The following is a 17,976-nucleotide window of genomic DNA, read 5'->3' on the forward strand; positions in this document are numbered from 1 at the left end:
CACGACCTCCGCACAGATGTGCGGGGCGAGTGGGGTGGGTCAGCGCATCCGCGTGGCCCACTCCTGGACCTTGGCGATGCGCTGCCGCAGCTGCCCCGCCGTGGCCTCGGCGCTCGGCGGGCCGCCGCACGTGCGGCGCAGCTCGGTGTGGATGACGCCGTGCGGTTTGCCGGTCTGGTGGACGTACGCGGAGACCATGGTGTTGAGCAACTTCCGCAGCTCCATCATCTCCTTGTGGGAGACCACGGGCCGCCGCTCGGCGGGCAGTTCGAGCAGGTCGGCTTCCTCGTCCGGCTTTCTGCGGCTGTGCGCGATCTGCCGGGCCTGCCGCTTCTGGAGAAGCATCTGCACCTGGTCGGGTTCGAGGAGCCCGGGGATGCCGAGGTAGTCCTGCTCCTCCTCGCTCCCCGGGTGCGCCTGCATACCGAACTCGGCGCCGTCGTAGAGCACCCGGTCGAAGACGGCCTCGGACTCCAGCGCCTCGAAGGCGAACTGCTCCTGCTCGCCGGTGTCCTCGTCCTGCTCCTTGTTCGCCTCGTCCATCTCCTGCTCGGACTCGGCGTACGGGTCCTCCTCGCCCTCCTTCTTGGGCTTGTCGAGGGCGTGGTCGCGCTCGACCTCCATCTCGTTGGCGAAGGTGAGGAGGTCGGGGACGGTCGGGAGGAAGACGGAGGCGGTCTCGCCGCGCCGCCGGGACCGCACGAAACGCCCGACGGCCTGGGCGAAGAAGAGGGGGGTGGAGATCGTGGTGGCGTACACACCGACGGCGAGCCGCGGTACGTCGACGCCCTCGGACACCATCCGCACCGCGACCATCCACCGGTCGTTGCTCGCGGCGAAGTCGTCGATGCGCTTGGAGGCACCGGTGTCGTCGGACAGGACGACGGTCGCCTTGGAGCCGGTGATCTCGCGGATCAGCTTGGCGTAGGCACGCGCGGAGTCCTGGTCGGAGGCGATGACGAGCGCGCCGGCGTCCGGGATGCCCTTCCTGACCTCGGTCAGCCGCTGGTCGGCGGCGCGCAGCACGCTCGGCATCCAGTCGCCGCGCGGATCCAGCGCCGTACGCCAGGCCTGGCTGATCGCGTCCTTGGTCATCGGCTCGCCGAGCCGCGCGGCGATTTCGTCCCCGGCCTTGGTCCGCCAGCGCATGTTGCCGCTGTAGGAGAGGAAGATGACCGGCCGGACGACATGGTCGGCGAGCGCGTTGCCGTAGCCGTAGGTGTAGTCGGCGGAGGACCGCCGAATCCCGTCGTTCCCTTCCTCGTACGTCACGAAGGGGATCGGATTGGTGTCCGACCGGAACGGCGTACCGGTGAGCGCGAGCCGCCGCGTGGCCGGTTCGAACGCCTCCAGGCACGCCTCGCCCCACGACTTGGAGTCACCGGCGTGGTGGATCTCGTCGAGGATGACGAGGGTCTTGCGCTGCTCGACACGGTTGCGGTGCAGCATCGGCCGTACGCCGACGCCCGCGTACGTGACGGCGACCCCGTCGTAGTCCTTGCCGAGCGGCCCGGCGCTGTACTCCGGGTCGAGCTTGATCCCTATCCGCGCGGCGGCTTCCGCCCACTGCTTCTTCAGGTGCTCGGTCGGCGCGACCACGGTCACCTGCTGCACGACATGGTGGTGCAGCAGCCAGGAGGCGAGGGTGAGCGCGAAGGTCGTCTTACCGGCACCCGGGGTCGCGACCGCGAGAAAGTCCCGTGGCTGCTCCTGGACATACCTCTCCATGGCCCCCTGCTGCCAGGCGCGCAGCTTGCTTGCGGTGCCCCAGGGGGCGCGGCCGGGGAAGGCCGGGGAGAGGTGGTGGGTGTTGGCGGAGGAGGCGGCGGTGGTAGTCACGGTCTCCGGGTTCGTGGTTGGGGCAGCTCGGCTACGTATGACAACCGGGCCACCTTACCGGCGGGCCGGCGCTGTCAACGTGCGGACGACGCCGGGGCTACGAGGGATGGGACTGACGTCACATCGCCTCATGGAGGGCCCGCAGACGCGGGGCGATCAGCCCTACGTCCTCCAGGCTGCCCGCTGCCACTTCGATGACGAGCTTGTACGCCTCGTCCTGATCGACGCCGAGCATCTCCGTGCCGTTGAAGTCGAGGAAGACGACCGTGGACATCCACGCCATGCGTTTGTTGCCGTCCACCAGAGGATGGTTCACGGCAAGCGAATGGAGCACGGCCGCAGCCTTCTCGAAGAGGTCCGTGTACGCCTCGACGCCGAACATCTGCGACTGGGGACGGTGGACGGCCGAGCTGAGCAGTCCAAGATCACGTACGGCAACCTGGGTCTGCTCCCCACAACCCAGCTCCGCCAGGTCCAGGACCTCCTGGACCGTGAGGTACTTCACCTATTCCCCCAGCCTCCGGAGCAGGTCGGCGTGGCCGGCCGCGTACTTGGCCCCGAGCCGACGAACCGTGGCCCGGTCCGCCTCCTGCTCCAGGTACCGATCGATCGCCTGAAGCACTACGGCGTGCATGCTGCGCCCCTCCTCCTCGGCACGCAGCTTGAGCGCCTCCTGCTGGTCGTCGCGCAGACGAAGGTTCATAGCCATACCAAAACGGTACCACCGGATGGGGTCAAAGTGGTACCACCCGCGGTACGGCCCGCACCCTCGTCGTCACCCAGGCCCCCACCAACGCCACCCCCGCCATCGGCAGGAACACGGCGGCGAACGCGGCCGGATGGGAGCCGCCACTCGCCGAACCGACCACATGCCCGACCGTGCCCCCGCCGAGCGCGCCGAACGCGGCCCCGCCGACGGACAGCAGCACGACGTTGGACAGCCCGTCGGAGATCTGAAGCGCGGCCGAGTTGGTGCCCGCCTCCTCCGGCGCGGACAGCTGGAGCAGCAGCACGCTGGTGGAGGACATCACCAGCCCCATCCCGAAACACCCGAACCCCCAGGCGACGGCCACGATCCACACCGGAACCGTATGGATGAGGACGCTGGGCGCCGCGGTGATGGCACCGGCCACCAGCACCATCCCGAGCGTCATCAGCCGTTCCCGATACGGCTCGACCCGCGCCCGCGCCTGCACCCACGACCCGAGCGCCCATGTCCCGCCGCCCGCCGCGAGCGAGAACCCGGCCAGCGTCGGCGACAGCCCCCGCTGGGTCACCAGCATCAACGGCACGAAGGACTCGGCCGAGATGAACGCCCCGGCCCCCAGCCCCCGCAACAACACGACCGACGGCAGCCCCCGCGCCGCCCGGTACGTACCGCGCGGCAACAGCCCGAGCACGGCCGGCACGAGCAGCGCGACGCCCGCGGCGGCCGGGACCAGCGAGAACCACGTCAGATCCTGAGCGGCGTACTGAAAGAGCCCGGCACCGAGCGAGATTCCGAGAGCGAGCCGGATACGACGCCGGTCGAAGGAGCCGGGCGGCTCACCGGTGTCGCCCACGGGCCCGGCGGCCCGCCGCCGTATCTGAGGCAGGGCAAGCGCGAGCGGAAGGAGGACAAGCACCGGTATCCCGAGGAACACCCAACGCCAGCCCAGCTGTTCGGTCACCGCACCGGCGGCGAGCGGCCCGACGACGGACGGCACCACCCAGCTCGCGGCGAACGCGGCCACGATCGCGGGCCGCAACCGCTCCGGATAAGCCCGCCCGATGACGACGTACAGAGCGACGATGACCAGCCCACCGCCCAGCCCCTGCACGGCCCGCCCCAGAATGAACACCCACATGACCCGAGCGGTCCCCTCGACCAGCAACCCGGCGGCGAACGCCCCGATCCCGGTGGTCAACGCCCCGAGCGGCCCCCGCCGGTCCGACCACTGCCCGGCGGACACCATCCCGAACAAGCTGGTGGTGAAATACCCGGAGAACGCGAACGCGTACAGCCCCACCCCGTCCAACTCCCGAGCCGCGACGGGCAGGGCCGTCCCCACGGCGGTCGCCTCGAAGGCGATCAACAGCACAACGGACACGATCCCGACGCTGAGCGCCCGATACGACCGCCCCAGCACCCCGTCACGACACTCGTCGACCAGGTCAGGGGCAGCATCCGTGACATCGGCGTCACGCGGTTCGAGAACGGTCATGCGAGCCAGCGTAAGGCTCATCCCCCACCTTGACCCCTGTCAAAAGACGGTCCACCACCGAGACCTTGGTCGTACGACCGCTGCCCCCCGCTCCCCCATTCATGAACGCGGTATGGCAGTCCCGTTGCACCACCCCCGGCCCTCTTGCCCGGCCCCACCCTCCCCCCATACGGTCAACTCACCAACCACGGCCGTGTGCCCGAGTGGTTCAGGGACTCGCCTGCAAAGCGAGTTACGCGGGTTCGATTCCCGCCACGGCCTCCAACTACATGGATGACCTGCACGTTTACACGTTGCGGAGTGCTTCCAGCGTCTGGGACTCCCCCACCAGACAGGGCTACGTCAGTCGCTTGGTCCTCTACCGACTGACGTAGCTCCAGAGCGCCACACGGCACAAGGGAGCCACCGTGCCAGCACGTACACCTCTCCGGAGCGTGCTCAGGAAGCCTCAGGGCAGCACTGGGCCGACACAGCCGATACCGTGACACATTGGGCCGAACTGCCCACGCTGCCGGGCGAGATGACGACGCGCGCGGTTCTCGGGGAGGGTGCGCAGGCGGCTCTCCAGCGGGCGTGGAGCGCTGAGTCCCGAGGCTGACTCACGACCTCGCCCGCCACAGGTCCCGCAGCAGTGCGATCTCCGCCATGTGGTGGATGAATTCCAGGTTGGCTCCCGCCACGACGGCTATGTACGGGTCGTCGGGGTCGGAGCCGTACGGGTATTGGGAGAAGCCGACCACGTCCAACTGGTCCTCCGTGACCGTGGCCACGGCTGCCCGCCAGCGGTCGATCACCGGCCAGAACCGGTCCAGGGTCCGGGTCGCCGAGGGTGTGAAGTCGACCATCTGCTTGGGGTCCCGGCGTCGCTCACCGAACGTCCACTCCCACGCGCCCGCGAACTGGAAGTGCAGGTGGCCCAGGCGCCACGCGATCGTCGTGATGGGTGTCGAGTCCGGTTCCGGCTCGCCTTTGTGGGCGAGGACCTGTTCGACCCGTTCGACGCTCACGCTCCAGTCCTCGGCGATCTTGTCTACGGTCATGCCGTCGGCGGCCTGGCGGGCGACCTCGGCGTACTCGCTTGCCGGGATGTCCGCCGCGCCCAGGTCGAGCACCCACTCCCCCGGGCCGAACGCCCTCGGTGTCACCGCCTCGCTCCGGCGGCGGAGAGACCAGCAGTCGGGCGCCGGTTCCCAGAGATACTCCTCGTCGCTGAGTCCCGTCAGCCGGACCTCGGCCATCTCCCGGGCCTTGTCGAACTGCTCCAGCAGCACGCCCAGTCGGTCGGTCCGCGTGTGGTCGGTGTCCATGTCCCGTTCCCCCTCGCCGCGTTGTGGTGCGGTCAGGCGGAAGGTAACCACTCGCCTCGCATCGGCGCGAGCGGGTTTCGGCGCCGACCGCGGCCGCGTTCCCGTCAGAGCACCCCTCCCGCCTCGTCCTGGAACGCCTCCGTCCAGTAGTGCGGGTGGCGTCGGCCGGTGGTCCCGGTCTGTCGGCCCGTCGGGTCCACCGTCGACAGGGTCTGGAGCATCGTCGTGGCCAACTGGTCGTACACCTCTGCCGTCAGCTCGCCCGAGAGGTCCGCGTCGATCGCTCTCTCGCGGTGGAGCAGCCAGAGCGTGAAGGCGAGGGTGGAGACGTCCGTGTTGAGGGGAGCCAGCGTCGCTTCCGGCTCGCTCCAGGTCAGGATCTCGCCCGTGGCGCCGTCCACGACCAGGCTGTTGTCCTCGACGAGATGACCGAGGCGGATCAACTCGCGGGAGCGAGCGGGGAGTTCGTCGGCGGGCTCGTCCTCGTAGAACTCGGCCAGGGTCGGGAGCGGGACGTCCGTGTCCAGTTGGAAGAGGAGCGCGTCCTCGGGCAGGCCCGTCTCGCACAGGAAGCGGCGGGTCGGTTCATGGGTGAGCGTGGCGGGGAAGTCGACCTCCTCGAAGCGGGCCACCGTGCCCTGGCCGAACTCCTGGTCCAGCAGGCGGGCCGGGATGTCGAGGGTCAGGCCCGATGTCGTGCCGGGGCCCGCGACCAGGGCCAGCGGGCGGATCAGGGCCGCCGCCTTCCAGAACGGGGGCACCTCGCCGTCCGTCTCCGACTCGAAGATCGAGAGCAGGTGGCGTGACGCCTCCGCCGCCGTCTGCGCGCCGTGGCGGCCCTCGTAGGACGCGAACTGGCCGCGCAGGGCGGTCAGTTCATCGGTGGTCGCGGTGAGGCGGGCCAGCGTTTCGACCGACGGGGCCAGCGGGCCGGTCTCCATCAGGTCCGGGCGGTCGTGGAAGAAGTATGTTGTTGCGATCTCGCCCGTCTCGCCGTCGAGCAGGATCGACTCCGCCTCGCCGCCGTCGGGTCCCCAGAGCGCGCCTATCACCAGCTGGTCCCGCAGCTCTTCCGCCAGCGGGTCGGGATCGCCCAGCGAGTCCCCGACCGTCCGCAGGCCCTCCCTGCGCAGCTCCTCGAACGTCAACAGGGCGCTGTCACCCGGCAGTCCAGGGCCCGTCAGCCAGCGGCGCGTGGACGCGTGCGTGATGTACGGATCGAGGTCGTCCTCGGTCAAGGTGATCGTGGTCGCCGTGGAACCGGCGTCGGTCCTGCTCATCGTTCCCCCGTGCATGGTTCCCCCGTGCGTGAATCTTCCCCGTGCGGCACCGGTGTTCCGCTGTCGTCCCCACTGCCCAGAACACTACGCGGCACCACTGACAATGGCCCTGACCAGCGAAAACGCGGTGAACCCGGAGTGGAGACGCCTCGCAGGGCGCGGACGGACGCGGAACGTCCGAGACGTCCTCACCCCATCAGACGCTCAGACCACCCGTGAGCGTTCCCGTCCCTCGGCGACCGCTACCGCTCCGCCGGCCGGCGCTCCGCCTACTGGCCGTACTGGCCGTTCGTCACGACCGCCGCCTGCGGGCGGATCGGCAGGCGGTTCACGGGACGGCCGGTCGCGGCGCGTACGGCGGAGGCGATGGCCGCCGGTGAGGTGACCACCGGTACCGCGCTGACCGCCTTCGCCCCGAAGGGGGCGACCACGTCACGTTCCTCGACGAGTTTCACGATCTTGATGTCGGGGGTGTCCAGGGCGGTGGGGAGGGCGTAGCCGGTGAGGTCGGGGTGGCGGATCAACCCGCGCGCGGTGCGCAGGTTTTCCGTCAGCGCGATGCCTACGCCCTGAGTCACCCCGCCCTCGATACGGGCGACCAACTGGGTCGGGTTCAGGATGCGGCCGACGTCCTGGGCGAGGGCCAGTTCGACGACCCTCACCGAGCCCAACTCGATGTCGACGTCGACCACCGCCCGGATCGCACAGAACGCGAGGCCTACAAAGGCGTCGCCCTGACCCGCCTCGTCCAGAGGCTCGGTCGGGTGCGGGCGGCACTGGGCGGTGGCCCACAGTTCCTTGCCGTCCAGGGCCTCGGTGACCGTGGTCGAGAGGACGCCGTCGTACGACGTGATCTTGCCGTCTGTGATCTGGAGCAGCTCGGTCGACATTCCGAACTTGTGCGCCAGGGGCTGCAACAGCTGGGTGCGGACCATTTTCGCGGCGCGTTCGACCGCGCCGCCCGAGACCCAGGTGTGGCGGCCCCGGCAGCCGGGGCCCGCCGGGGGCTGATCGGTGTCTACAGGGGCTACGTGCACCTCGTCGATGCCCAGGGTCTCCTGGACGATCTGGCGGGCGAGGGTGGTGAAGCCCTGGCCGGTCTCCACGGCCGCGCACAGGACCGTCGCGATGCCGTCGTGGACCTTCACGGTGGCCGTGGAGACCTCGTCGGCGCCCTCCGCGCCGAGCATGTGCACCATGCCGACGCCGTAGCCGACGCCCCGGCGCACCGCGCCCGGTTCGCCCGCGCCCTCGGGGCCGCCGGGCAGCAGCCACTCGTCCTCGGGGGTGTCCTTGGGGAGCTGGGGCAGCGGGAAGTCCCGTACGGCCTGGAGGAGTTCGGCGACCGGTGCGGGGCAGGTCACCGTCTGGCCGGTCGGGAGGACGTCACCGGTGGCCATGGCGTTGCGCAGGCGCAGCTCCGCCGGGTCCATGGCGAGCTTCTTGGCGAGCTTGTCCATCTGCGCCTCGTAGGCGGCGCAGACCTGCATGGCGCCCTCGCCGCGCACATGCCCTGAAGGCGGGTTGTTGGTGCGGACGGCCCAGCCCTCGATGAAGGCGTTCGGGACGACGTAGGGGCCGCAGGCGAAGGAGACGGCGGCGGCCAGGGCCTCCGAGGAGGTGTCGGCGTAGGCGCCCGCGTCGAGCAGTACCTGGGCCTCGACCTTGACCAGGCGGCCGTCCTCGTCGGCGTGGTGGCGGTAGCGCAGGAGCGTGGGGTGGCGGTGGGTGTGGCCGAGGAAGGACTCCTCGCGCGTGGCGGTGAGTTTGACCGGGCAGCCGGTCTTCAACGCGAGCAGTCCGAGCGGGAGTTGGAAGCCCTGGTCCTCGCGGTCGGCGGTGGCCCCGGGGACGCCGGTGACGACGACCTTCACGCGGTCGGGCTCCAGGCCGTAGCAGGCGGCGGCCGTGTCGCGGTCGGTGTGCGGGTCCGTGGAGGCGATGTACAGCTCGACTCCGCCGTCGGGGCGGGGCACGGCGAGGCCGGCCTCGGCGCCGATCGGGGCGGGGTCCTGGCGGCCGATGCGGTACAGGCCCTCGACGACGATGTCGCCGGCCGCGTCCGGGTCGCCGTGGCGCAGCGGGATGTGGCGGATCAGGTTGCCGTCGGGGTGCAGCGGTTCGGCCTCGAAGGCCTGCTCGGGGTCGGTCACCGGGTCGAGTACTTCGTACTCGACCATGATGGCGGCGGCGGCCATCCGCGCGGTGTCCGGGTGGTCGGCGGCGACGGCCGCGATGGGCTCCCCGTGGTGGCGCACCACTTCGGAGGCGAACACCGGGCGGTCGGCGGTGCCCCGGCCGTAGCGGGCGGTGCCCGGCACGTCCTCGTGGGTGATCACGGCCCGTACGCCGGGCATGTCCCGCGCGTGGGACGTGTCGACGGACACGATGCGCGCGTGCGGGTGCGGTGAGCGCAGGACGGCCGCCCACAGGAGGCCCTCGGCCCACAGGTCGGCCGCGTACGGGAAGGTGCCCTCGGTCTTGGCGCGGGCGTCGGCGGCCGGGAGCGAGGCGCCCAGGCCGTGGCCCGGATGCTCCGGGGCGGGCGCGGCCTCCGTGGTCGCGGTGGCGGCTTCGTTGCTCACGCCTGACCTCCGTCCTGGCCGTAGACCTGGTCCTGTGTGCGCGGGGACTCGAACGCCGACTGGTGGACCCCACCGCCCCCGGGACCCGCCTGGTGGGGAATACGCGCCTCGTCGCCGTCCGACTCAGGTTCGGCGGCAGCGGCGTGCGCCTCACGTTCGGCGACGACTTCCTGTACGGCGTCCAGGACACCCCGGTAGCCGGAGCAGCGGCACAGGTTGCCGCACAGGGCCTGGCGGGCCTCCAGTTCGGTGGGCGCGGGGTTGCCCTCCAGGAGGTCGTGCACGGTCATCGCCATGCCGGGCACGCAGAATCCGCACTGCACGGCACCGCACTTGGCGAGCGCCCGCTGCACGTCCGAGGGCTGCCCCTCGACGGCGAGACCCTCGACCGTACGGACCTCGGAGCCGGCGGCGGTGACGGCGGGCACCAGGCAGGAGGCGACGAGCCGTCCGTCGACCTGGACGTTGCAGGCCCCGCACTCGCCCTGGGAGCAGCCGTCCTTGGCGCCCGCGAGGCCGAGGCGTTCGCGGAGGACGTAGAGCAGTGACTCGCCGATCCAGGCGTCGGTGACGGGCCGGTCGGCGCCGTTGACGCGCAACACGTAGGAGGCGAGCGGGTGTTCCTCGCCGGGGATCTTCGGGGCGGGCTCGGCGTCCTCGTCCGGCGCGTCGGTGTCCGGGGCCGTCACGGGCGCCTCAGCGGCCTCCGGGGCGGCTTCGGCACCGTCGGACGCGCCAGTCGCCGCGGACGGCTCAGCGGGCCTCTCAGTGGCCCCCTCGGCCCCTTCGGCATCGCCGCCTGCCGCGCCGTCCGCGTCCGCCGACTGCGCGTCGGGCGTGGCGAGTTCGGCGGCGGTGTCGTCGTGGCGGTCGCCACGCGCGTCCCCGTAGGGGTCGGTGGCGGCCTCGGTGCGGGCGTGGGCGTACGGGTCGGCGCCCTGGGGTTCCTCGTACGGCCGGTGGGTCGCCTCGGCGGCGGGGTGCTCCCCGGACCGGTCGGCCGGGTGGGCGACACCTCGCCCGTCCGTGTCCGTCACCGGGTACGCGGCGCCCCGGCCGTCGGTGCCGCTCGCGGGGTAGGCCGTACCCCGCCCGTCGGTGCCGGTCGTCGGGTAGGCGGCGCCGCGCCCGTCGGTGCCCGTCGCCGGGTAGACCGCGCCACGGCCGTCGGTGTGCTCGGCCGGGTGCGCGTCGGGTTGTGCGCCCGGTGCCGTGCCCGGCCGTTCCGTGACGCCCGTGCCGGACGCCTGTTGTGCCCAGTTCTGGCCCGCGCCGTCCGTCGCCCAGGGCGCGGGCGCGCCGCCGGGCAGGGTGGCGGGCGGGGTGCCGCCCCACTGTTCGACCAGGGCGGAGGTGGTGAACTCGCCCGATTCGTCCGGGAGATCGCCCCCGGCGACGGGGATCGACCACTCCCCGGTCACGTCGTGACCGGGCGCGGTACCCGGGGCCGGGGCGTTGGTGTCCTGGAAGGTCCACTGGCCGGTGGCCCCGGGGTGGTAGGCGAACTGCTCGCCCCCGGCGGTCCCCTGCTGCGGTACGGCGTTCGGGTCGGGCCACTGGACGCCCTCGGCGGGCACGGCCCAGGAGCCGGTGCCCGAGGGGTCGCCGTCCTGGGCGGGGCCGGCCGCTATGGGCGGCGGCACATAGCCGTGGCCCGGGGCGGCGAGGAGGGCGTCGATGCCCCCTTCGGGGAGTTTCACGAAGGCCGTGGCGCCGTCGTCGTAGTCGCCCTGGGGCAGCGGGTCCCAGCGTCCGCCGCCCTGGGGGGTGCCCTCTCCGTGCTGGTCGTCGGTCACGACAGCGCCCTCCCGAGTGCTCGTCGGGCAAGTGCGGCGACGGTGCGCCGCAGGTGCAGTACCGCGGGCGGAAGCTGTTCCACGGAGCCGTCCTCGGCCGGGGCCGGGTCGGGGATGCAGGCCGCGGCGACGTACTCCCCGAAGGCGGTCAGCGCCTCGGGGACGATCGCGCGGCCGTTGTCCCAGTCGATCAGCCGGGCGACCCACTGCTCGGCGTCCAGAGGTCTGAGCGGCATCGGCGCTATGGCGCCGACGGCGCACCTGACGCCGCGCCTGGCGGGGTCGAGGACGACCGCGACGGACGCGACCGAGCGTCCGGGTCCGGTCCGGCCGGTCGCCTTCAGGAAGACCTGCGGGGCGTGCAGCAGGGGCACACGCACGAAGCCGATGAGTTCGCCGCCGCGCAGCATCTCCACGCCGGCCAGGAGGTGCGACACCGGGATCTCCCGGCGGGCTCCGCCCTGGCCCGCGATGATGAGCGTCGCCTCCAGGGCGGCCAGTACGGGCAGCGCGTCCCCGGTGGGCGCGGCCGAGGCGATGTTGCCGCCCAGAGTGCCCGCGTTGCGGATCTGCGGCGGGCCCGCGGCGCGCGCGGAGGCGGCGAGCGCCGGGATGAGGGCGGCGAAGTCGGGGCGGCCCATGCGGGCGTGCGTGAGGCCCGCGCCGAGCAGCGCGTGGCCGTCCTGGTACTGCCAGCCGCGGATCTCGCTGATGCGCCCGAGACCGACCAGCGCGCTGGGCCTGAGCTGGCCGGAGTTGACGGCCGCCATGAGGTCGGTGCCGCCGGCCACGGGAACGGCCGTGGGCAGGGCCGTGAGCGCCGCCACGGCCTCGTCCAGCGTTGTGGGCAGCGTGACGGACTGCCCCGCCTGCGGTGCGTGCGTGGTCAAACCGGCTGCCCCTTCCCGCTGCCCCACCTGGTCCCGCCTGTTGCTGCCGTACGGTACGTGCTGACAGGGCGGACGTGGCAACTCTGGCACATCTTCGCAAGACCCGAACTCGGGGGTCCGCTAGGAGGCATTCGCCCGCCTCATCGGCGAGATAGACCGTTTTGGTACGGCATCACCGGTACGCGCGAATTGCCACTCACCGGTGACTTCTGGGGGCTTTCTCCCTTCCGTGTTCTAGGCGTTCGGGGGCGGGCCGTCCTTGGGTCGTCCGAGCACTCCGGGGCGGCGCTGCCACGGCAGGGGGCCGGTGGGCGGGCGGTAGGCGACACCCAGGGCGTCGAGTCGCGGATAGTGGGCGGTCATCCGGCGCTCGAAGTCGGCGAAGTCCCGTTCCGCGGGCGCCGGAAGGGCACTCCAGGCGACCTCGGCGAACGCGGCCAGCCTGGGGAACGTCTGGTAGTCCACGCGCGCGTGATCCTCCATCACCTCGGTCCACACGTTGGCCTGAGTGCCCAGCACATGACGGGCCTCGGCCTCGGTGAGCCGCTCCGGAACGGGCTCGAAGCGATAGACGTCCTCCAGGGTGCGCACATGGGCGATCGGCACCGGCTCGTCCTCGCCGCCATCCTGGCGCCAGTCCAAGTACACGTGTTGTTCAGGGCACATGACGACGTCGTGGCCCGCGCGGGCGGCGGTGATCCCGCCCTCGTAGCCGCGCCAGGACGACACGACCGCCCCGTCCGCGAGCCCGCCCTCCAGGATCTCGTCCCAGCCGACGAGCCTTCTCCCGCGCGCGGAGAGCCACTTGTCGAAGTGTCGGATGAACCAGGACTGCAACTCGTCCTCGTCCGCGAGCCCGAGTTCCTCGATGCGGGCCTGCGCGGTCGCCGACTGCTTCCACTGGTCCTTGGGGCATTCGTCGCCGCCGACGTGAATGAACTCCGAGGGGAACAGGTCGAGGAGTTCCTCGAACACCCCCTCGTAGAAGCGCAGGGTGTTGTCAGTGGGGGCGAGTACGTTCGGGTTGATGCCCCAGGTGTCCCAGACGGAGAGGGAGTTGCCCCCCTCGATCGATGCTGTGATGACGTCGGTGTTGCCGAGTTCCGGATACGCGGCGATGGCGGCCTGCGAGTGTCCCGGTACGTCGATTTCCGGGACCACGGTGATATGCCGCTCGGCGGCGTAGGCGACGATCTCGCGGATGTCGTCCTGCGTGTAGTAGCCGCCGTGGGGCTTGTCGTCCCACAGGGGTGAGGCACGGTGGCCGAATTTCGTGCGGGCCCGCCAGGAGCCGATCTCGGTCAGCTTCGGGTACCGCTTGATCTGTACGCGCCAGCCCTGGTCGTCCGTCAAGTGGAAGTGGAAGACGTTGAGTTTGTGCGCCGCCATCAGATCCAGGTAGCGCAGGACGCCTTCCTTGGGCATGAAGTGCCGGGCCACGTCGAGCATGAGACCGCGCCAGCGGAAGCGGGGGGAGTCCTGGATCGTGACATGCGGTACGACCCAGGTGCGTTCGCGGTGGAGCGCAGCCCTGCGATAGGCGTCGGGGCCGAGGAGTTGACGCAGTGTCTGAGCGCCCCAGAAGACACCGGCCGGGTCGCCGCCCTCGATGAAGACCCCGTTCGAGTCGCTGACGAGGCGGTACTCCTCGGGGCCGAGCGCGCGGTCGAGTTGGAGCCCGATGCCGTCGTCGCAGGCGTCGTCGAGTTCCCGCCCCTCGCGCAGCGGCAGACCGGTGGCCTGCTGGAGGGTGGCGCGCAGCCAGTTGCCGACGCCCTCCGTGCCCCTGCCGGCGTAGAAGCGGGAACGCGCCGTCAACCGCACCTCGCCGGAACCGGCGACAACACCGCGGGGCTGAGGAATCAGTTCAGTCACGTCAGTCCTTAACCGCTCCGCCCAGTCCCGAGACCAGGCGTCGCTGTACGAGTACGAAGAACACCAGCACCGGAATCGTCATCACCGTGGAGGCCGCCATGACCCCGCCCCAGTCCGGGTCGTCCGGCTTGTAGAAGACAAGGAGGGCCATCGGCAGGGTCGACTGGGAGGTGTCACTGATGATGAACGACTTGGCGAAGAGGAAGTCGTTCCAGGCCGAGATGAAGGAAAACACGCTCGTGGCGACCAGCCCCGGGAAGACGAGCGGGAAAAGGATCTGCCACAGGAATCGCGTCCGGCTCGCCCCGTCGATGTACGCGGCCTCCTCCAGCGCGTCCGGTACGGCTTTCACGAACCCCCGCAGCATCCAGATCGCGAACGGCAGCGAGAACGCGATCTGGGGCAGGATCAGCGACCCCAGGGTGTTCAGCAGCCCGAGCCCCCGCATGGTGAAGAAGAGGGGGATCGTCAGGGCTTCCACGGGCACCATCTGGGCCACCAGGAACATGATCAGGAGGGTGGTCCGGAAGCGGAACCGGAATCGGGTCACGGCGGTCGCGGCGAGAAAGGCGATCAGTGCCGAGACGATGACCACGGTGCCCGCCACGGCAAGGCTGTTGACGAAGTAGCGGCCGAATTCCTGCTGCCCGAAGACCCGTCGGAAGGAGTCCAGGGAGGGCGCGAGCGTCCATGGCCGGGGCTCGCTGGACTCGATTTCCCCGGCCGGTTTGAAGGCGCTGAGCACCATCCAATAGAGGGGGAAGGCGACGACGACCGCGATCAGCAGCGCCGAGGCCTCGGCCGCGAGCCGCCAGGGCCGTCGTACGAAACCGCGGAGCATGCTCACAACTCCTCCCCCTGCCTGCGGAGCAGGCGCAGATAGATCAGCGTGACGGCGAGCAGCATCAGCAGCATGACGACGCCGATCGCCGAGCCGAGGCTGTACTTCGAGGACGCGAACGCCTGTTGGTAGGCGTACACGTTGAGGACGAGGTTCTGGCCCGCGATGCCGCCGCCGTTGGTCATGACGTAGATCTGGGTGAAGACCTTGAAGTCCCAGATGACGGACTGGATGGTGACGACGGTCAGGATCGGCCGGAGCATCGGCGTGAGGATCGACCGCCAGATGCGCCACTGCGAGGCGCCGTCCAGGGCGGCGGCCTCCAGGACCTCGGAGGGTACGGCGCGGATGCCGGCGTAGACCGTCACCATCACGAACGGGAAGGAGCACCACACCACTTCGAGCAGCACGAGGAAGAACGCGCTGAGGCGTCCGTACGTCCAGGAGTGGTCACCGAGGCCCAGGATCCGGTTCACCGGCCCGAAGTCCGGGTCGAAGAGCAGCAGCCAGACCGTCGACCCGGTCACCGCCGGGGTCGCCCACGCCCCCAACGCGGCCAGCATCAGCACGAGTCGGGGCACGGCCCGCACACGGGTGAGCAGTACGGCGAGCGCGCAGCCGACCGCGAGGGTCGACACGACACAGGCCCCCGCGAACAGCACGGTCGACAGCAGCACCTGCCAGAACTGGCTGTCGGAGAACAACTCCGCGTAGTTCCCGAACCCCTTGAAGGTCGTCGGCTCCCCGCCACTGACCTGGGCCTGCGTGTACTGGAAGAACGAGATCAGGCCGAGTTGGTAGATGGGGTAGACGAGCAGACCGCCGAGGACGACGAGGGCGGGGGCGAGATAGAGCCAGGGGGTCCAGGTCGTTCGCGTACGCATCCGCTCAACCCGCGGAGTTGAACGCGGAGTTCATCTTCTTCGCCGCGTCCTTCGAAGCCGCCGCCACGCTCTTCTTGCCGCTGATGACCTCCTGGAGCATCGTCGGCAGCACGAGCGAGGAGTCGATCTCGGACCAACCCGGCGACGCGGGAACGAACTTGGTGCCCGCGGCCAACGTCTCCACGAAGGGCTTCTCGAACGGCACCTTCGCCGCGGCCGCGTCACGGACGTCCGTGAACGTCGGCAGGAAGCCCATCGCGTCGAACATCGAGGCCTGGGTCGCCTTCGAAGTGAGCTGCTCCATCAGGTCCACCGCGAGCGTGCGGTGCGAAGTGCTCTTCAGGACACCGATGTTGTTGCCGCCGGCGAACGCGGGGGCGACCGAGCCGGACGCGACACCCGGCAGCGGGACGACCGCGTACTTGCCCTTGACCTTGCCCGCCTCGACCGCGCTGTGGCTGAAGTCGCCGCCGATCGCCATGCCCGCCTTGCCCGCGGCGAACGCGGTGATCGTGTCGTTGCCGCCCATGACCGCGCACTTGGCGGCGGGACAGTTGTCGCTGGTGAAGAGCGAGGTGTAGGCCTTGATGCCCTTCTGGGCGGCGGCGCTGTCGATCCCGGAGGTGTAGGCGCCGTTCTTGGCCGTGGCGAGTTCACCTCCGTTGGCCCATACGAAAGGCATCGCGCCGTACGTGTAGGCGCCGCCGACGACAAGGCCGTAGAGGTCGGACTTCGCCTTGTGGATCTTCCGGGCGGTGGACGCCAACTCGGCCATGGTCTTGGGGGGTTGGAGGCCGAGGTCCTTGAAGACGTCGGTGCGGTAGTAGAGGGCGCGGACGCCGACGTAGAACGGGGAGCCGTACTGCTTGCCGTCGACCGTGACGGACTGCTTCGCGGTGGGGTCGGTGTCCTTGGCCTCGCTCCAGGCGCCGAACTCCTTGGTGACGTCGAGGAGTCCGCCGTCGTGGACGTAACCGGCCGTGTCGGTGTTGCCGTACTCCATGACGTCGGGCGCGGACTTCGGGTCGTTGAACGCGGCCTTGACGCGCTGGGCGCGGGTGTCGATCGGGATGTACTCGACGTCCACCTTGGTGCCCTTGTGGGCCTTCTCGAAGGCCGTGACCACGGAGTCGACGACCTTCGCCTTCGGGTCGTTGCCGACCTCCTGGAAGAGCCACACCCGCAGGGTGCCGCTCGTCTCGTCCTGGTCGGAGGCGGAGTTGTCGGAGGTCTGGGGCGCGCAGCCGGCGACGACAGCGGCGGCTGCCAGGAGTACGGCGAATCGGGGGGCGAGCTTCATGGAGCGTTCCTCCGGAGTGCGTTGCAACATATGCAATGGGCGTTTCGCTCTGCACAACACCACGGAGATTAAGGAGTAGATGAACGAAGCCACAAGAGGTCTCAACCACTTCGTGACACGCGAAAGACCATCGAAAAGCCGTCGAAACATGCAAAAGGCCCTCGGGGCGCGCCGAAGCGCGCCCCGAGGGCCTTACGAAGTCAGACCGGACGAACGGCTACTTGTCGCCGCCCTTGCCCTTGTCGCCGTCCCCGCCCGAGCCCATGGACTCGTAGATCTCCTTGCACATGGGACACACCGGGTACTTCTTCGGGTCGCGGCCCGGTACCCAGACCTTCCCGCACAACGCCACCACGGGAGTGCCGTCGAGGGCGCTCGCCATGATCTTGTCCTTCTGGACGTAATGGGCGAAGCGCTCATGGTCCCCGTCGCCGTGCGACACCTGGGGCGTCGGCTCTACGAGGGTCCCCGTACCAGTCCCGCGCTCGGGCTCAAGAGTGCTCATAGTGCCAAGGGTACTGAAGCTCACGGGCATCAGTTCCGCCAAGGGTCGATCAGTTCAGGGAAGGGTCGTCCGGATACGTCGCCACCATCGCCAGCTCGCTGCGCTGGCGGCGCAGCACCTCGCGCCAGAGCCGCTCCGGGGACGGCGAGGAGACGTCACCGGGCTCCGACTCGACGACGTACCAGGCGCCGTCCGTCAGTTCGTCCTCCAGTTGCCCCGGTCCCCAGCCGGCGTACCCGGCGAAGATTCTCAGCGAGCCGAGCGCCTTGGCCAGCAGTTCGGGCGGGGCCTCCAGGTCGACGAGGCCGATCGCGCCGTGCACCCGCCGCCAGCCGAGCGGGGCACGCTCGCCGGCCGACGCGCCGCCCGGGATGACGGCGACGCCGAGGGCCGAGTCCAACTGCACCGGGCCGCCCTGGAAGACGACTCCCGGCTCGCCGGCGAGATCCGCCCAGCCCTCCAGGATGTCGCCGACGTCCACAGGAGTCGGCCGGTTGAGGACGACACCGAGGGAGCCCTCCTCGTCGTGGTCGAGAAGGAGCACCACCGCGCGGTCGAAGTTCGGGTCCGCCAGGGCGGGTGTTGCCACGAGCAACCGCCCTGTGAGCGAGGACACCTCGGTCATGCCAGACATGATCTCGCATCTTCCGGCGGATGGGGGAGGCAATGG

Annotated in this window: 15 protein-coding genes and 1 tRNA gene; 1 reads left to right on the forward strand and 15 read right to left on the reverse strand. The window is 70.3% G+C overall.

Features of this window, described 5'->3' with window-relative positions:
- Positions 1 to 39: 39 nt before the first annotated feature.
- The 4 genes from ACWIHT_RS24225 to ACWIHT_RS24240 form a co-directional block, all read right to left on the reverse strand.
- Positions 40 to 1,839 carry a DEAD/DEAH box helicase gene (locus ACWIHT_RS24225; protein WP_456170300.1) on the reverse strand — a complete coding sequence of 600 codons (1,800 nt, stop codon included), beginning with the start codon at positions 1,837 to 1,839 and terminating at the stop codon, positions 40 to 42.
- 118 nt (positions 1,840 to 1,957) lie between these two features.
- Positions 1,958 to 2,344, reverse strand: a complete 387-nt coding sequence (locus ACWIHT_RS24230) for a type II toxin-antitoxin system death-on-curing family toxin (protein WP_456170301.1) — start codon at positions 2,342 to 2,344, stop codon at positions 1,958 to 1,960.
- Positions 2,345 to 2,542, reverse strand: a complete 198-nt coding sequence (locus tag ACWIHT_RS24235; RefSeq protein ID WP_388675268.1) for an Arc family DNA-binding protein — start codon at positions 2,540 to 2,542, stop codon at positions 2,345 to 2,347.
- Between the two features lie 31 nt (positions 2,543 to 2,573).
- The gene (locus tag ACWIHT_RS24240) at positions 2,574 to 4,043 is read right to left on the reverse strand and encodes an MFS transporter (RefSeq protein WP_456170302.1); all 1,470 of its coding nucleotides are present in this window, start codon (positions 4,041 to 4,043) and stop codon (positions 2,574 to 2,576) included.
- A gap of 189 nt (positions 4,044 to 4,232) precedes the next feature.
- Here ACWIHT_RS24240 and ACWIHT_RS24245 point away from each other — a divergent pair.
- Positions 4,233 to 4,307 (forward strand) — tRNA-Cys (locus ACWIHT_RS24245).
- A 335-nt stretch (positions 4,308 to 4,642) separates the two neighbouring features.
- On the opposite strand, the gene ACWIHT_RS24250 is transcribed toward ACWIHT_RS24245, so the two are convergent.
- From ACWIHT_RS24250 to ACWIHT_RS24300, 11 genes are all read right to left on the reverse strand, one after another.
- Positions 4,643 to 5,350, reverse strand: a complete 708-nt coding sequence (locus ACWIHT_RS24250) for a DinB family protein (protein WP_456170303.1) — start codon at positions 5,348 to 5,350, stop codon at positions 4,643 to 4,645.
- A gap of 104 nt (positions 5,351 to 5,454) precedes the next feature.
- Positions 5,455 to 6,630 carry an SUKH-4 family immunity protein gene (locus ACWIHT_RS24255; RefSeq protein WP_456170304.1) on the reverse strand — a complete coding sequence of 392 codons (1,176 nt, stop codon included), beginning with the start codon at positions 6,628 to 6,630 and terminating at the stop codon, positions 5,455 to 5,457.
- A 269-nt stretch (positions 6,631 to 6,899) separates the two neighbouring features.
- Positions 6,900 to 9,215 (reverse strand): xanthine dehydrogenase family protein molybdopterin-binding subunit, encoded by a 2,316-nt coding sequence (locus ACWIHT_RS24260; RefSeq protein WP_456170305.1) that lies wholly within the window; start codon positions 9,213 to 9,215, stop codon positions 6,900 to 6,902.
- A complete protein-coding gene (locus ACWIHT_RS24265) occupies positions 9,212 to 11,011 on the reverse strand; it encodes a 2Fe-2S iron-sulfur cluster-binding protein (protein ID WP_456170306.1) in 1,800 nt (599 codons plus the stop codon). The genes ACWIHT_RS24260 and ACWIHT_RS24265 overlap by 4 nt, the downstream gene beginning before the upstream one ends.
- On the reverse strand, positions 11,008 to 11,901 hold the full coding sequence (locus ACWIHT_RS24270; RefSeq protein ID WP_019065955.1) for an FAD binding domain-containing protein: 894 nt from the start codon (positions 11,899 to 11,901) through the stop codon (positions 11,008 to 11,010). Before ACWIHT_RS24270 ends, ACWIHT_RS24265 begins: the two co-directional genes overlap by 4 nt.
- 234 nt (positions 11,902 to 12,135) lie before the next feature.
- Complete coding sequence (locus ACWIHT_RS24275; RefSeq protein WP_456170307.1) at positions 12,136 to 13,776, reverse strand: beta-N-acetylhexosaminidase; 1,641 nt, start codon at positions 13,774 to 13,776, stop codon at positions 12,136 to 12,138.
- A 1-nt stretch (position 13,777) separates the two neighbouring features.
- On the reverse strand, positions 13,778 to 14,623 hold the full coding sequence (locus ACWIHT_RS24280) for a carbohydrate ABC transporter permease (protein ID WP_431250755.1): 846 nt from the start codon (positions 14,621 to 14,623) through the stop codon (positions 13,778 to 13,780).
- The gene (locus ACWIHT_RS24285) at positions 14,620 to 15,501 is read right to left on the reverse strand and encodes a carbohydrate ABC transporter permease (RefSeq protein WP_456170309.1); all 882 of its coding nucleotides are present in this window, start codon (positions 15,499 to 15,501) and stop codon (positions 14,620 to 14,622) included. The genes ACWIHT_RS24280 and ACWIHT_RS24285 overlap by 4 nt, the downstream gene beginning before the upstream one ends.
- A 4-nt stretch (positions 15,502 to 15,505) precedes the next feature.
- Entirely contained in the window at positions 15,506 to 16,801 is a 1,296-nt protein-coding gene (locus ACWIHT_RS24290) for an extracellular solute-binding protein (protein ID WP_456170310.1), read from the reverse strand.
- A 217-nt stretch (positions 16,802 to 17,018) separates the two neighbouring features.
- A complete protein-coding gene (locus ACWIHT_RS24295; RefSeq protein ID WP_026178118.1) occupies positions 17,019 to 17,306 on the reverse strand; it encodes a DUF3039 domain-containing protein in 288 nt (95 codons plus the stop codon).
- A gap of 49 nt (positions 17,307 to 17,355) precedes the next feature.
- Complete coding sequence (locus ACWIHT_RS24300; RefSeq protein ID WP_262061095.1) at positions 17,356 to 17,931, reverse strand: YqgE/AlgH family protein; 576 nt, start codon at positions 17,929 to 17,931, stop codon at positions 17,356 to 17,358.
- Positions 17,932 to 17,976 lie beyond the last annotated feature (45 nt).

It is taken from the genome of Streptomyces sp. NPDC002276 (assembly GCF_053891435.1).

Excerpts from the sequence above, each read along its gene's own strand:
- ACWIHT_RS24290 (WP_456170310.1), bottom strand. The coding sequence starts at position 16,801 with ATGAAGCTCGCCCCCCGATTCGCCGTACTCCTGGCAGCCGCCGCTGTC.
- ACWIHT_RS24300 (WP_262061095.1), bottom strand. The coding sequence starts at position 17,931 with ATGACCGAGGTGTCCTCGCTCACAGGGCGGTTGCTCGTGGCAACACCC.
- ACWIHT_RS24240 (WP_456170302.1), bottom strand. The coding sequence starts at position 4,043 with ATGACCGTTCTCGAACCGCGTGACGCCGATGTCACGGATGCTGCCCCT.
- ACWIHT_RS24285 (WP_456170309.1), bottom strand. The coding sequence starts at position 15,501 with ATGCGTACGCGAACGACCTGGACCCCCTGGCTCTATCTCGCCCCCGCC.
- ACWIHT_RS24250 (WP_456170303.1), bottom strand. The coding sequence starts at position 5,350 with ATGGACACCGACCACACGCGGACCGACCGACTGGGCGTGCTGCTGGAG.
- ACWIHT_RS24295 (WP_026178118.1), bottom strand. The coding sequence starts at position 17,306 with ATGAGCACTCTTGAGCCCGAGCGCGGGACTGGTACGGGGACCCTCGTA.
- ACWIHT_RS24235 (WP_388675268.1), bottom strand. The coding sequence starts at position 2,542 with ATGAACCTTCGTCTGCGCGACGACCAGCAGGAGGCGCTCAAGCTGCGT.
- ACWIHT_RS24255 (WP_456170304.1), bottom strand. The coding sequence starts at position 6,630 with ATGAGCAGGACCGACGCCGGTTCCACGGCGACCACGATCACCTTGACC.